General features: G+C 67.1%; 14 protein-coding genes. 2 read left to right on the forward strand and 12 right to left on the reverse strand.

Annotated elements, in window-relative coordinates:
• Positions 1-175 precede the first annotated feature (175 nt).
• From Q0627_RS05280 to Q0627_RS05305, 6 genes are all read right to left on the reverse strand, one after another.
• Positions 176-949 (reverse strand): nucleotidyl transferase AbiEii/AbiGii toxin family protein, encoded by a 774-nt coding sequence (locus tag Q0627_RS05280; protein ID WP_291019360.1) that lies wholly within the window; start codon positions 947-949, stop codon positions 176-178.
• Positions 946-1488 carry a type IV toxin-antitoxin system AbiEi family antitoxin domain-containing protein gene (locus tag Q0627_RS05285; protein ID WP_291019362.1) on the reverse strand — a complete coding sequence of 181 codons (543 nt, stop codon included), beginning with the start codon at positions 1486-1488 and terminating at the stop codon, positions 946-948. Before Q0627_RS05285 ends, Q0627_RS05280 begins: the two co-directional genes overlap by 4 nt.
• A 150-nt stretch (positions 1489-1638) precedes the next feature.
• Positions 1639-3342 carry a hypothetical protein gene (locus Q0627_RS05290; RefSeq protein ID WP_291019364.1) on the reverse strand — a complete coding sequence of 568 codons (1704 nt, stop codon included), beginning with the start codon at positions 3340-3342 and terminating at the stop codon, positions 1639-1641.
• Positions 3339-4241, reverse strand: a complete 903-nt coding sequence (locus Q0627_RS05295; protein ID WP_291019366.1) for a phosphatase PAP2 family protein — start codon at positions 4239-4241, stop codon at positions 3339-3341. Before Q0627_RS05295 ends, Q0627_RS05290 begins: the two co-directional genes overlap by 4 nt.
• Positions 4242-4516: 275 nt before the next feature.
• Entirely contained in the window at positions 4517-4813 is a 297-nt protein-coding gene (locus tag Q0627_RS05300; protein WP_291019369.1) for a hypothetical protein, read from the reverse strand.
• A 256-nt stretch (positions 4814-5069) separates the two neighbouring features.
• Positions 5070-6437, reverse strand: coding sequence for an FAD-binding oxidoreductase (locus Q0627_RS05305; RefSeq protein WP_298808107.1), 1368 nt, complete (start codon positions 6435-6437; stop codon positions 5070-5072).
• Between the two features lie 78 nt (positions 6438-6515).
• Here Q0627_RS05305 and Q0627_RS05310 point away from each other — a divergent pair, with 78 nt between their 5' ends.
• Complete coding sequence (locus tag Q0627_RS05310) at positions 6516-7451, forward strand: serine/threonine-protein kinase (RefSeq protein ID WP_291019375.1); 936 nt, start codon at positions 6516-6518, stop codon at positions 7449-7451.
• Positions 7452-7485: 34 nt separating this feature from the next.
• On the opposite strand, the gene Q0627_RS05315 is transcribed toward Q0627_RS05310, so the two are convergent.
• Positions 7486-8607 carry an amidohydrolase gene (locus Q0627_RS05315; RefSeq protein ID WP_291019378.1) on the reverse strand — a complete coding sequence of 374 codons (1122 nt, stop codon included), beginning with the start codon at positions 8605-8607 and terminating at the stop codon, positions 7486-7488.
• A 221-nt stretch (positions 8608-8828) separates the two neighbouring features.
• Here Q0627_RS05315 and Q0627_RS05320 point away from each other — a divergent pair, with 221 nt between their 5' ends.
• On the forward strand, positions 8829-9980 hold the full coding sequence (locus Q0627_RS05320; RefSeq protein ID WP_298808112.1) for an FAD-binding oxidoreductase: 1152 nt from the start codon (positions 8829-8831) through the stop codon (positions 9978-9980).
• Between the two features lie 16 nt (positions 9981-9996).
• On the opposite strand, the gene Q0627_RS05325 is transcribed toward Q0627_RS05320, so the two are convergent.
• The 5 genes from Q0627_RS05325 to Q0627_RS05345 all read right to left on the reverse strand — a co-directional run.
• Positions 9997-11232, reverse strand: a complete 1236-nt coding sequence (locus Q0627_RS05325; protein WP_291019384.1) for a hypothetical protein — start codon at positions 11230-11232, stop codon at positions 9997-9999.
• Between the two features lie 129 nt (positions 11233-11361).
• Positions 11362-11829, reverse strand: a complete 468-nt coding sequence (locus Q0627_RS05330; RefSeq protein WP_291019400.1) for a heat shock protein transcriptional repressor HspR — start codon at positions 11827-11829, stop codon at positions 11362-11364.
• A gap of 34 nt (positions 11830-11863) precedes the next feature.
• Positions 11864-13066 (reverse strand): molecular chaperone DnaJ, encoded by a 1203-nt coding sequence (gene dnaJ / locus Q0627_RS05335; RefSeq protein WP_298808115.1) that lies wholly within the window; start codon positions 13064-13066, stop codon positions 11864-11866.
• 161 nt (positions 13067-13227) lie between these two features.
• Positions 13228-13905, reverse strand: a complete 678-nt coding sequence (gene grpE, locus Q0627_RS05340) for a nucleotide exchange factor GrpE (protein ID WP_291019390.1) — start codon at positions 13903-13905, stop codon at positions 13228-13230.
• Positions 13902-14845: Hsp70 family protein (locus Q0627_RS05345; RefSeq protein ID WP_298808119.1), on the reverse strand; the 944-nt coding region annotated here is incomplete at its 5' end. The genes grpE and Q0627_RS05345, both read right to left, overlap by 4 nt.

Here is a 14845-nt window from a genome sequence, read left to right on the forward strand (position 1 = left end):
AGACCACCATCTGGGCCCACTCAACAGGCAACGGCCACCTCATGAAATTTTGAGGTTAGTATGGGCGGACAATTCCCTAGTTCACTATACGAGAATTTTATTAAAGTCGGGAAGGCGATTTATGATCGATCAGGCGCCACGAAGGAGACTCGCACCGTGCATCAGTTCGGAATATTCACTCTCGTGCTTCGATCTCTAGAGTCTCCGCTGCTTCTGCGTAGAGAGTGTCCCACCTGGCACCGACAACGATATTTGGCGGCCATGTCTGCCGGCGCCGGTAGTCGAAGAGTCGGACGCACGTCGCAATCACCTGTGGGAGGTCGAGGTACTCGCCCTTGTCGAGTAGTTGCAGGTCGACGAGATCGCGGGCGCGTTCACTTCGCTCACCAGAGACGGCGTGAAGCTTCTGCGCGACCTGGTGATCGGAGCGCATGACGGGGACCGCTTTCGGGGCTTCAAGCCCGACTTCGGTGAAGAGTTCGGCAAGGTCAGCCGCGAGTCGGTGCTCCGGCTCGTTGGCATCACCGATCTCGTTGTGCCCCAACTCGAACTTCACCGTGCACCACGGCCTGCCTCGGTAGTCGAGTTTCACGTCGAAAGGTTGCATGACATATGCCGTCGGCACCGCCGGCGGACGAGGGGCAGGCTTCTCGACCAGCCTTCCGGTGAAACCGGCCCACCCGGAGGCGAGCGACTCTTCGAAGTCGCTGCGGAATCGGGCGAGCGGCTGGACCCGTGCAGCGTCGAGGTCTTGCGTGAAGCGGGTGCCACGCGCGTACCGAAGCGCCATCGCACTTCCACCTTTGATCGCGCCCTCGGGCAGCATCTGGCCGATGACGACCAGTGCCATCGCGATCCGGCGCCGCAGCGCCAGTCCGTCGGCACCTTCGAGGTTGCGAATCCGCTGCTCCAGAGAGCGCACATTCGTAGGTGTGTTGGTGTAGCTCACGGCCGGAGTCCCTTCCGCACCCGCTGCCACTCGGCCGTCGTCAGCAGTCCCTCGCCGCGCGCCTGTTTGGCGGCGCTCAGAAGGTGTTCGGTCTCTATGCGACCGCGGCACTCAAGGATGGCATCAGCTATGGGCTGCGCTTCGAGTCCCTCGTAGAACGTTGTGCGCACACCGCCCCTCACCTGGGTCAGCTCGATGTATGGGGGCATCTTCGGACGGGCACGGCGGCGGACGGCGACCTTGATCTTTCGGGGATTCACGTCGGCGAGCCTGAACAGGGCAAGCACCGACTCGCCATGTAGGTAGGCACCCTCCCCCGCCCGCAGGAGCGCCTCAGCGAACTGGTCATAGGCGGTCGAAGGTATGTCCGGCACTCGGTAAAGCCCATAGGTGACGTTCACGAGTCCACCACGGGCGGCGAGCTTCGGCAGTTCGACCGTGGGCACGCCGGCGTCGGCGGCCTCTCTGGTCGTGACGTAACCGTAGTGATCGAGCGCGATCTCGCGCACGATCTCCCGGTACCTCATGCCAGCAGCCATGTCACAACACTACCGAAAACAGTAGTGTTGTGACAGCGCTAACGGAGCGTGTCCGTCTGAATGCACCTCGAACAACGAGCCAGCCCAACAGGAGGATGTATGTAGCCCCTTCGAGAGGCACCGCCAACGCGGGGCGCGTGCGTCCGGGCCTCAGTTCTCCGCGCACGGTGAGGCCTCGCCCGTGAAAACCCCACGCCAGCTGAAGTCTCCGGCCAGGACGTAGCGTCCCGACGCCGGGGTGCGGACCTGCGTCCAGCCGTCGACGGTGGCGGTGACGCACGCGCTGATCGCCGGATCGATCTCATCGCGGGCCGTGAGGTACCGGTTGGGCCGGATGCGGATCTCGTACGCCGCCGCCGCCGGCGCCTCAATCACCATCTGCGAGGGCGACTCCTCCACCAACCGGAGCGGTTCGGGCACGATCGCGGTGGGACCGGCCACCCGGTACAGGGCCCAGTCGTCGTTGCGCCAGGTCCGCGTCAGGTAGGGCAAGCCCGACTCGACGAGTTCGGCCTCGGCCTTCATCTGCCGCATCGGGGCAACTGACACGGCCACATAGGCGACGGCGTTGTCCGACAGCCACAGCCGGTAGCTGCCGGCGGTGAGCGCATCGGTCTCGTAGAAGATCGGGTTGTACCGGGCGTCGGACTGGTTTTCCCAGCCGCGTGCCAGTTTCACCGTCTTGGCGACCATGTGCGATCCGGCGTGGGTGGCCGCGTCGACGAGTTCGACCCGGTGGTTGGCCATCCCCGGGATCTTCTCCAACTGCTCGACGAGCGGTGCGTACGAGATCGCCGGGTCGTCGATGTCGGCCGCGGCGACCTGATCGGCGGCGGCCACGAACACCGAGTAGACCAGAGCCGGGGCGAGTGCGAGCGCCAGGAACCGCCACGGCCTGCGGGAGAAGAACAGCACCAGGCACGGCAGGACGAAACAGAAGAACCGGCTGAGGTTGGAGCCGACGCCCGTCGGGATCAGGAACAGCGCGAGCGCTATGGCCGTCGCGAGCAGCGGGATCCACACGGCGGTTTCGCGCACGACGTTCCCGATGAGGCCCGGATCGTCGTCGGGATCCCCGGATCCAGGTCGCAGAGCGACCCAGGCGCCGATCCCGATCAGCACACACCAGAACAGCGTCGTCGCCGGGAACACCTGCGATCCCGGCGCGCCGAACAGCGCGAACGGAACGAACACCCCCACGGCCGCGCCGATCAGCAGCGCCCACAACGCCGGGTCGGGCCTGGCGACATCGGGCCGGTCCTTGTCGGGAATCGCGGCGGTGTGATGCCACACCAGCCGGCCACCGTCATGCAGCGAACGGACGACGAACGGCACCACTGCCAGCCCGACGAACGCCGGGGCCAGGGCGCTGGCGCAGCCACCCAGCACCAAGGCGGCCGCACCGACGACCAGCATCCGCTGCGCGATCAGCACCACCCCGCCCAGCGTGATCGCCGCGGCCACCGCGAACGCGACACGTCCCGACATCATGTTGAGGACCGCGGTCGCGGCGATCGCCCACGCCAGCATCGTCGGGTGCGCGGCGCGTCGCGACAACGGGTACGCCAGCGCGGCGATGGCGATGGTGGACGCGCACAGCAGTGGGAGCGAACCGATCAGCGTCGACAGCTTCGGGACGATCAGCGAGTAGCTGCCGGGCGAGACGCCGCCGTACCAGCCGAACCAGTAGGCCAGCCCGACACCCGACCGGGCGGCGTCCTCACGGGCTAGCGCCGCCTGCAGATCCGACAGCGCCGGACTGACCAGAAGGAGCACGATGCTCGCCACCACCGCCGTCCCCAACGGCAGCCACGCCCGCCGGAACCGGGGACTCAGATGCAGGGGGGTGCTCACGACTCCGGGGTGGCTCGCTTCGCATCGCCGGACAGTTCCTGCCAGCTCATGCCGCTCAGCGGGGAATCCAGGTATCGCCGCCACAGATAGCGCAGCCCGTACGCGGCGGCCGCACCCGCGGCGAGCGTGGCCAGCCCGGCCACGACGTCGAGGAGGTAGTGATTTCCAGTGCCCATCACCACGAAGAACGTGGTGAACGGGTACAGGCAGCCGAGCACCCGCACCCAATGCCTACGTCCGAAGTGCACCAGCATTATGCCGCACCAGGCGGCCCAGGCGCAGTGCAGCGACGGCATCGCGGCGAACTGGTTGGACACCGCATCCGAGCCCGGGGCGCCGGACTCCGGCCACCAGCCCCACGACCCGGTCTTGGCCATGATGTCGACGAACCGTTCGTCGGCGAGCATCCGCGGCGGTGCGGTGGGCATCGAGTAGAACCCGACGAGCGCGAATCCCGTGGTCAGCACCAGCACCGAACTCATCAGCCGGTATCGGTGTCGATGTGCCACGAACAGCCAGATCAGTACGCCCGGGGTGACGATGAAGTGCAGCGACGCGTATTCGAGCGCGCTGAGCGCCGCGACGGGCGGGGTGTCGTTGACGAACTCGTTGAGCCAGCGTTCGAACGCGAGCCCGAACTCGTCCTCCCAGGCCAGGATGTCGCGACCGTTGCGGAACGCGATGCCCACATCGCCGTCTGCCATGTTGCGAATCATCGAATAGATCCCGTACAGGGCGCCGAGCACCAGAATCTCCACCCACCAGCGGGGGGCGACGAAATACCGCATCACCGCGGCGAAACCCCGGGGCATCCGGCCCAGCACATGCCAGAGCGTCCGGCCCGAACCCGCGCTGGAGGTGCGTGCGGCCGAGTCGACAGATGTTTCCGTCTCGGTCACGGTGTCCTCCTCACACAACTACGCGGGCTCACACGACTACGCGGGCACGGTGAACACGCCCTCACCCCCCTGCCGCCCGCCGACAGGTCAAGCCGCCAGCATACATCGGCCCCGCGGGCTACAGCAGATCACCGGGGTTGAGCAGGCCATTCGGGTCGAGCTCCGTCTTGATGGCGGCCGCCATCGCCCCCGACTCCGAGCAAGACGATTCAAGCCGGAATCCTGCTGCCGCATACTTGGCAGCAGGATTCTGGCTTGTCGTCAGAATTGGCGCGTCAGTGCTGGTTGTAGATGAACACGGACTTGGTGACCGTGCCGCCGCCCGTGGATCGACCGAAGTACACGTCGTTCTTGCCCCAGAACGGCTGGGTACTGCCCCGGACCGAGACGGCCACTTTCAGTGGGGTCTCCGACGGCAGATTCCGAGCTATGTACCGAAATTCCATCCAATACGACTCCACACGGTGCCTGGACACCTCTCGAGCCGTGGCGACATACCGCCCGCGTTTGGTGGTGATGATGACCCGCGGATCGTCCATGTCATGGGTGATATACGCGGACACCTTGATCACGAGCCGATTGGACCCGTTCCCGTGGTCAGGTCCGTCCCCTGGACGGGCCGGGGCTTGCGCTGCGCTGACAGTCAGCAACCCAAGCCCTGTCATGAATGCCAGAACCGCGATAACCAGCTTCTTTGACATCGATATAGCCTTCCGCGTTGTCTTATCCGCCACGTGCGTGGGTACAAATGACGATAGGTACTGTTTCGATGACCGGAGGGTGCTGTCCTACGTACAAATGACGCACTCACACCGGAATGGGGATGCCTCAGAGCAGGACGCCGGGGTTGAGCAGGCCTTCCGGGTCGAGTGCCTTCTTGATGGCGGCGGTCATCGCCATGACATCGGGACCCACCTGATCGGGCAGCCACGCCTTCTTGAGCCTGCCGACACCGTGCTCGCCGGTGATGGTGCCACCGAGTTCGATGGCCGCGTCCATCACGCGCCCGAACGCCGAATTGGCGCGCCGGGTTTCGTCGGCATCGGCGGGGTCGAAGACGATCAGTGGATGGGTGTTGCCGTCGCCGGCGTGCGCGATGACCGAGATCATCACCCGCTCGTCGTCGGCGATCGCCGCCACCTTCTCGATGAGGTCGGGCAGCATCGCGATGGGTACGCCCACATCCTCGAGCAGCAGCGACCCGAGGCGCTCGACGGCGGGGATCGCCATCCGGCGCGCCACCGTGAACGCCTCGCCCTCGGCGGGGTCGGTGGTGGAGAACACCTCCGACGCGCCGTGCCGCCCGAACACCTCCTCGATGAACGCCACCTCGGCCGCAGCTGCCGGTCCGGGCGCGTCGGACTGGGCCACCAGCAACGCGCCGGCGTTCCGGTCGAGGTCCATGTGCAGCATGTCCTCGACGGCGTTGATCGACACCTTGTCCATGAATTCCAGCATCGCCGGCCGGATCCTGCCGGTGATCTCCAGCACCGCCTCGCTGGCCTCGCGCACCGAGGGGAACGACCCGACCACCGTCGAGGCCGCCGCCTGCTCCGGGATGAGCCGCAGCGTGACCTCGGTGACGATCCCCAGCAGACCCTCGCTGCCGACGAACAGTTTGGTCAGCGGCAGACCCGCCGAATCCTTGAGCTGTTTGCCGCCGAGCCGGACCGCGCGGCCGTCGGCGAGAACCACCTGCAGGCCGAGCACGTAGTCGGTGGTGACGCCGTACTTGACACAGCACAGTCCGCCCGCATTGGTGGCGACATTGCCGCCGATGGTGCAGATCTCGAACGACGACGGATCCGGCGGATACCAGAGACCGTGCGCCTTGGCCGCCTCCTTGACCTCGAAATTGAACATTCCGGGCTGACTGACCGCGGTGCGGGTGCTGGTGTCGATCGTGATCTCGCGCATCTTCTCGGTGGAGAACATGATCGCGCCGTCGACGGCGGTCGCGCCGCCGGACAGGCTGGTTCCGGCGCCGCGGGTGACGATCTGCACCCCGTTGGCGGCGCACCAGCGCACCGTCGTCTGCACGTCCTCGGTGGTGACCGGACGCACCAGCGCGAGCGGCGTTCCGGCGTCGGGGTCCTGGGCGCGGTCCTGCCGATAACCTTCGAGGATATCGGGATCGGTGACCACCATCGACTCGGGCAGCAACGCGGCGAGCGGGGCAACATCAGTTGTCGGCATAGCCACACATTATGGAGTGCGACCGTACCGGGGGCACCCATTCGGCCCCAAACCCGCACCTGCCCTTACGCTGACGACGTGGCAGCGACCCGTGAGACTCCAGCGCCTGGCACCGCGGTCGGCGACTACCTCATCGAACGGCTCGTCGGCGCGGGCAGCAGTGCCGACGTGTACCTCGCCCGGCCGCGCATCCCGCGGCCCGCGGAACCGCACGAGGTGGCTCTCAAAGTGCTGCACGCCGGTGAGGCCGGTCAGCATCAGGCCCGCGCACGATTCGAGCGCGAATTCGAGATCGCCTCACTGCTGCGACACCGCAACATCGTGCGGATGTACAGCCATGGAGAGATGACCGGCGATGGGCGCATAACGCCGTGGCTGGCGATGCAGTACGCGGGCGGCCCCGCCTCCGACATCCTCATCCCCCGGCCGGACACCGAACCGGACCTGCCGACGATAGTGCGAGTGGCGTCCCAGAGCGCGGCGGCCCTCGACCACGCCCACCGCAACGAGGTGATCCACCGCGACGTCAAACCCGCGAACATCCTGCTGACCTCGCCGACCCTGGGCGAGGCCGACGCCGTCCTCAGCGATTTCGGTATCGCCCAATTCCTCGACGACACCAGGCCCCTGGCCCGCAACGGCCGGGTACGCGGTTCCATCGCCTATGCGGCTCCGGAACTGCTTCAGGCGCAAAAACTCTCCCCGGCCACCGACCAGTACGCATTGGCGTGCAGCCTCGTCGAATGGCTCACCGGCAAACCGCCTTTCCCGCGCCAGACGGCATTCGCGATCACCTACGCACACATCCATGACCCGATCCCGCCGCTCACCTCGCGCCGCCCCTGGCTGCCGAGTTCGCTCAATTCGGTGTTCACCAAGGCCCTCGCCAAGGACGCCGCCGACCGCTACGAGACCTGCGAGGAGTTCGTGACGATCATCGCCCGCACGATGCGAGACGTGACACCCCCCGAACGCCCGCGCCCCGCACGCCGGTTCGGCTGGTTCCCTTGGTGATCGGTATCTGAGACGCACCCTCGGGAGCCACGCCCTACTCGCCGGGAGCCGGGTCGTCCGGGGCGCCGAGCCGATAGACCGCCCGTGCGTTGTCGGCGAAAATCCTTCTCAACCAATAAGATCCACGATCATCGAGGATGTCTGTGAGCGCACCCACCAGATCCTCGAGTGTGGCATTGGGCTTGTCCACCGGATAGTTCGAGCCGAACAGGAGCCGCTCGGGTCCGAACCTGGCCGCCAGATGTTCCACCAGCGGACCCACCATCTCGGCCAGGGTCTCCCGACCGCCGATATTGCCCCAGCGGGCCTTGCCGTAGCCGAGGACGGGCAGCGCCAGCCCCGACAACTTGACCACCACATTCGGGTACGTCGCCAGCGTGGTGATGCGTTCGCGCCACAACCGCAAGATGTCGGCGCGGTTGGCGGCCGTCGCACCGGTCCGGGCACCGACGGGTCCGAACGCGCCGACGGGGATACCCATGTGGTCGACGACGATGGTGGTGTCGGGAAATTCGCGGGCCAGGATCACCACGTCGTAGAGCTGATGCGAGTAGCACATCACCTCGAACACCAGCCTGCGCCCGGCGATCGTCTCGAATCCGTTCAGGAACTCGGCCGACGGCAGGATGTTTTCGGCGGCGGCGAAGTCCCGGACCCCCGAATCCGGATGCCGGGCGGCGCACCAGCGCACCCCGCGCAGCAGATCCGATGCCGCCGCACACTCATCGAGTTGCCGGCCGAGGTCGTCGTCCCGAGGATCGGCGGCGACGACGATCGCACCCACGTGCGGCGCGCCTCCCGCCCCGAACGGCAATGACGTCAGATAGGCGGTCTCGGCCATCGGCGAGGTGTCCCTGCCGGACAGCGACAGCGACTCCACGCACACCACGGTGTCGATACGTGCTCCGGTGACCGGCAGCACCCGCGCCCCGTCGGCAAGGTAGTCGCGCGGTTCGTAGGCACGCAGCAACGCGGACGGGTTGAGCAGGAACTCCGGTTCACGACGTCCGATCACCCTGGGAACGGTCTGTCTGCCCAGGTCGGTCACGTAGTGCAGGCCCCGGCTGACAACGTCCGACGACGGCTTCCGGCGCGGATTCCACTGATGCAGATGCGCGTCGACGATCCCCGGCAGTTCGCCACCCAACGTGTCCACCCCCCGAGCGTCGCATACCCGTCGTCTCACGATCAGTCTGACGATCAGGATTAGTCCGTATGACCGGCCCGTACTCTCGATGCGACGAGCCGACGACATCCGAAACGTCAATGCGCATCGTCACATAAACAACCGGTCAGGATCAACGACTAGAATATTGACTTCAGCCTGATGAATCCATACCCGGGGCGGAGCCGGGAGACAGGAGGTACCGATACCCCGTGGTCAGCCATTCCCGGCACGGTCTGCACCGCCTGCGCGACCTGGTCAATCACGACCAGCAGGGCTTTGCCACCAACGTGTACGCGCGGCTGTTCAGCATCGAACCCGGCCTGCGCGACCTGTTCGGGCCGTCGATGACGGAGACACGCGGCAAGTTCGCCGGCGTCATCGACCATGTCCTAGAGGCGATCCCCGCACCGGGCGGGCAGGACGAACTGGTGGAGTTCCTGGCCCAGCTCGGCCGAGACCACCGTAAGTACGACATCTCGCCCGAGGCGTACGACCACATGTACCAGGCGCTGATGGACGAGTTCGCCGCCATCATGGGGCCGGACTGGGATGACGACACCCAGCAGGCGGCGTCACAGGCGATGCTGCTGACCACCGGCGTGATGCGCGGCGCCGCGCAGATGGCCGAGGGACCGGCCCGGTGGACGGCGCAGGTCGTCGAGAAGTTCCAGATCTCCCGGGACCTGGCCGTGGTCCGGTTGGTGGCGCAGAACCGGCCGGCGTACAAGTCCGGGCAGTACCTCGAAGTACAGATCCCGCAATGGCCCACGACATGGCGCAATCTGTCCCCCGCGATCCCGCCCAACAAGCACGGCGAGATCGAGTTCCATGTGCGTGCGGTGCCCGGCGGGCTGTTCAGTACGTCGGTGGTGAAAGAGACCGCCGTCGGCGACCAGTGGACGTTCGCCCAGGCGCACGGCACGCTGCACATCGAACCCGGACGTCCGGTGCTCATGGTGGCGGGCGGGACGGGTCTGGCCCCGCTGCGCGCACTGCTGCTGGATATGGCGCGCCGGGTCGACCAGGTACCGACACACGTCTTCTACGGGGCCCGCTACCCGGGAGAGCTGTACGATCTCGCGGTGCTGCGCCGCATCTGCGCTACCAACCCGTGGCTGATGATCACCGCGGTGTCCGAACACACCGAGGACCCGTGGTGGCTGGACGCGTCGGTCACCCCGACGGCACTCGGTATCGAGCACCGCTATGGAACGCTGGCCAATGTCGTTGTCGGGTACCAAGATTGGAGCGACCACCAGGTTCTGGTGGCAGGTTCGGCAGACATGATCGAGTCCACCCGCACCCGGCTGATCATCACCGGGGTGCCGGCCCGCAGGATCCAGCACGATCCCGTGATCTGAGTCCCGCCCCCGGCGACTATCCCGCGGGAACCTGCACGGTGACCGTGTCGGTGATCGTGATGGTCTCCGGCGGGATGTTGATCTGCGGGGGCTCGGTGATCGTCACTGTCTCCACGTCGCGGACGGTCTCAGTGACGGTCGCGGTCCGGGTCTTGGTATCCGCGGCCGTGCGCGTCACGGTCCGGACCCCGGTGGGAGCCGCGTTGCTCTTGACCGTCTCGGTGACGGTGGCCGCGTTCCCGCTGACCGTCGTGGTGACGGTCGTCCGGGGCCGGGTGATCTTCTTGGTCGTCGTCCGGGTGACCGTCGCCGTCGCATCCGCGATGTTCGACACCGTCTCCGGCTCGGATTCTGACCCACCGCCGATCAGCGCACCGACGATGCCACCGAGAAGAAGTGCACCGACGATCGCCGCAGCCGCGGGCCACCACCGTCGCCGCGGGGCCTCGGGCTTGTCGACGACGGCGGCCACGGGGGTGCGGACGGTGGTACCGACCGGTTCCGCCGACAGCCGCTGCGCGGATATGGCCGCCCCGGTCGCTCCCGCCAGGGTCGGGGCCGTCGCGATCGAGACCGGCCTGGCCACCGCGTACTCGAAGGCGGGCGCCACGCCCGGGAGCTCGGCGCCGGTACCGGTGCACAGCACCTGCGCCACGGAGGCCCCGCCGGGCATCGTGGTGACCGCGTCGGCCACCGCGTTGGCCCCTTCGGGTTCGGTGATGGGCGCCGGCGATCCGTCGTTGAACTCTGCCGTTCCGACGATCGCACCCGATTGCACGTCGACGGTGATGATGGACCGGCCGGCCGACGGAACGCCTTCGGCGTCGAGGTCGACGACGGCGATCACGCCGCCGCGGGTCGGTTCTACTCTGGCGACCTCGGCCAATGCGACCGGGAAATCCACCATCCGGACCTTCGGCACCCACGCCGGCACCAGCACCCCCGGGGCGAACTGCCGCGCCAGATAGTCGCCGGTGGACTGACGGGACGCCGCGATCCCGATGGCGTCGACGGCCATCGGGACCGAGTCGATGAGTTCGGTGATCGCGTCGAACGCGGCTTCCTCCGACGTACCGTCCTCAAGGTCGACGATGTTGCTGGCGACGATGTCACCGGCCGGTCCCCTGACCACCGACACGATCGCGTCGTCGGTGATGGTCAGGCCGAGCACGCTGCCGTTCCCGCCGGCTTCGTGGCGACCGACGGGTACGGTCGGCGCCTCCGAATCCGGGTCGTCAGCGGCATGCGTCATTGTGTGTCCCTCGGTCCAAGTCTCGTCACCCGACCGGGTCGGGCATTCCCCCTACTCTAGGGGGAGCGGCAGCACCTGCGACGGGCACCTCAGACTGTTCATTCCCAGTTCGTTGTCACACTGTTACGCTCACGCGTCCGATGGCCGCTGCTGACCTTCTGAGGATCGACCCTGTCCTTCTGATCGACCCTGTCCGTCAGATCTGCGCCGCCGTGGTTGCCACACCACCAGCGCGCTCGTGCGCGGCACCGGGACCAGTTCACCACCGCGACGCGACCGCGACCGGTCCAGTTCCTCGGTGAGCTCGCCGACCCGCGCGCGCAGGGCGTCGACCTGATTGCTCAAGTCGATGATCCGTTTGATGCCCGCGAGATTGACCCCCTCCTCCTGGGACAGGCGCTGGATCTCCCGCAACAGTTCGACGTCCCGCGAGGAGTAGCGGCGGCCACCGCCGCTGGTGCGGTGCGGGGTGACCAGTCCGAGCCGGTCGTAGGTGCGTAACGTCTGCGCGTGCATGCCGGCCAGCTCGGCCGCCACGGAGATCATGAACACCGCGGTCGTGTCGTCCCGGCCGCCGGGTACGCCGTCCTTACCCATGCGCTCAGGGTTCGATGGGGTGTTCATGGTCCGGTCACCGTCCCCAGTCGGCCCGTGGGTCGAATCCGCATGCACGTTCGGCCTGGGCGTAGACCTGCATGGCCTCACGTGCGGCGTCGTCGAGCTTCGGCGGCACCGCGACCTTGACCGTGACCAGCAGGTCCCCGGCGCCACCGGCCCGCTTGGGCACTCCCCTGCCGCGAACCCGCAGCGTGCGCCCGTCGGTGGTACCGGCCGGGATCTTGACACCGACCGATCCCTCGAGAGTGGGCACCGACACCGTCGCACCCAGTATCAGTTCGGAGATGCTCACCGGCAGGGTGAGCTTGAGGTCCTGGCCGGTGCGCGTGAACACCCTGTCGGCCTTGACGTGCACGACCACGTACAAGTCGCCCGACGGTGCGCCGCGCCGACCGGCCTCGCCCTGACCGGCGAGGCGGATACGCTGGCCGTCCTCCACCCCCGGGGGGATACGGACGTTGATGGTGCGGGCGCGGACGGTGACACCGCTGCCGGCGCAGTCCGTGCACGGGTCGTCGATCCGGGATCCGGTGCCCTGGCAATCCTGGCAGGGTTCGCTGAAACCGAACGCGCCCTGGTTGCGGCTGACATAGCCCGAACCATTGCACGATGCACATACCTTCGGGCTGGTGCCGGCTTTGGCGCCGCTGCCGTGGCACGACGTGCACGGCGACGGACTGGTCACCCGCAGCGGTACCGTGGTACCGACCGCGGCGTCGCGGAAGGGCAGCGTCGTCTCGGTTTCGAGGTCTTTGCCGCGTCGCGGCCGCGAGGTCGACTGCGCCCGGCCGCCTCGGTTGAACAGGCCTTCGAAGATGTCACCGAAACCACCGGATTCGCCGCCACCACCACCTCCGCCGCCGCCGAACAGGTCGCCGATGTTGAAATCGGCGCCCGTGCTGGTCGTGTAGGTGGTGCCACCGCCGCCCGGGAAACCGCCGGGGAAACCGTTGCCGCCGCCGCGGAACCTCCCGCCGGCGAACATCGCGCGGGTCTCGTCGTACTCTTTCTTCTTCTCGGGATCCGATAGAACGCTCTTTGCTTCAGACACCCTCTTGAATCGCTCTTCGGCCTCCGCGTTACCCGGATTGCGGTCAGGGTGCAGCTCTGCGGCGAGCTTGCGGTAAGCCTTCTGGATTTCCTCAGACGAAGCGTCAGAAGCAACGCCGAGGTCCTTGTAGAAGTCTCGTTCGAGCCATTCGCGTTGTGGAGCCATCGGACGTCACCTCCTTGATACGTGCGGTCGCGGTACCGGCGCGGCGCCGCTGACCTGTGATTTGTCGTGAAGTTCTATTGCAGTGTGCCCGGTGACGTGCACTGCCGTCACCGGGCACACCCTGCATGTGGTGTAGCTGTCGTGTGCGCCGCGCAGCCGAGCTACTCGCCGTCGGAAACCGCCGGAGCGTCGGTGACGGTCACCATCGCGGTACGGATCACCTTGTCGCCGAACCGATATCCGCAGCGGTACACGGCGCCGAGCACCGGATCGGTGCCGTCGCCGTCATTCTGCACCGCCTCGTGCAGTTCCGGATCGAACGGGTCACCGGGCTCGCCGAACGGCACCAGTTCCTCGGCGGTGAGCACCGCGCCCAGCTTGTCGGCGACGGCCTTGAGCGGGCCGTCGGCGAGGTCGCCGTGGGCACGTGCCCGGTCGAGGTCGTCGAGGATCGGCAGCAGCTTCTCGGCCAGCACCCGCTTGCCGTAGGCCACCGACCCCTGCTTCTCCTCTGCGCTGCGCCGTTTGAAATTGGCGAACTGGGCGCGTTCACGCTGCAGCGCGGCGGTCAGCTCGGCAACCTGTTCGGCGTTGGCCTGGGCAGCCTCGTCGGGTGCGGCGGCAGGCTGCGGTTCGGCGGTCTTGTCCGCCGGCACCTGTTCGACCTGCTCCTGTTCGTCCTGCACCGGCTCGGCCTGCGCCTGCTCGGCCTGGGCGTCCGTCTGCCCCACCTGTTCTGTAGCCGCGGCGCCGGGGCGCACCTCTCCCGTCTCGGGATCGATGCGCCGCCGGTCGCTGACAGTGATCGGCTCGTCAGGCTGGGGGCCCGGAGCGGTCACTTCTTGTCCTCGTCGACGACCTCTGCGTCGACCACGTCGTCGGCACCGGCACCGGCATCCGCGTCGTCAGCGACGGTGGCGGCGTCGGCCTGGGCCGCGGCGTAGATGGCCTGACCCATTTCCTGCGACTGCTCCGACAGCTTCTCGATGGCACTCTTGATGGCGCCGATGTCGGTGCCCTTGAGTGCCTCGTTGGCCTCGGCGATCGCGGCGTTGACCTTGTCCTTGAGCTCCGCCGACACCTTGTCGTCGTTGTCCTTGAGGAACTTCTCGGTGTGGTGGACCAGCGACTCGGCCTGGTTGCGGGTCTCGGCCTCCTCGCGACGCTTGCGGTCGTCGTCGGCGTGTGCCTCGGCGTCCTTGATCATCCGGTCGATCTCGTCCTTGCTCAGGCCCGAACCGTCCTGGATGCGGATGCTGTTCTCCTTGCCGGTGCCCTTGTCCTTGGCGGTGACGTGCACGATGCCGTTGGCGTCGATGTCGAAGGTCACCTCGATCTGCGGGACGCCCTGCGGTGCGGGCGCGATGCCGCCGAGTTCGAACGAACCGAGCAGCTTGTTGTGCGAGGCGATCTCACGCTCACCCTGATACACCTGGATCTGCACCGAAGGCTGGTTGTCCTCGGCGGTGGTGTAGGTCTCCGACCGCTTGGTGGGGATGGTGGTGTTGCGCTCGATCAGCTTGTGCATCACGCCGCCCTTGGTCTCGATGCCGAGGCTCAGCGGGGTCACGTCGAGCAGCAGCACGTCCTTGACCTCGCCGCGCAGCACGCCGGCCTGCAGGGCCGCACCCACCGCGACGACCTCGTCGGGGTTGACACCCTTGTTGGGTTCCTGACCGCCGGTCAGTTCCTTGACCAGGTCGGTGACCGCGGGCATCCGGGTCGAGCCGCCGACGAGGACCACGTGGTCGATGTCGCCGACCGAGATCCCGGCGTCCT

Source organism: uncultured Gordonia sp. (genome assembly GCF_937858515.1).
Taxonomy (GTDB): Bacteria; Actinomycetota; Actinomycetes; order Mycobacteriales; family Mycobacteriaceae; genus Gordonia.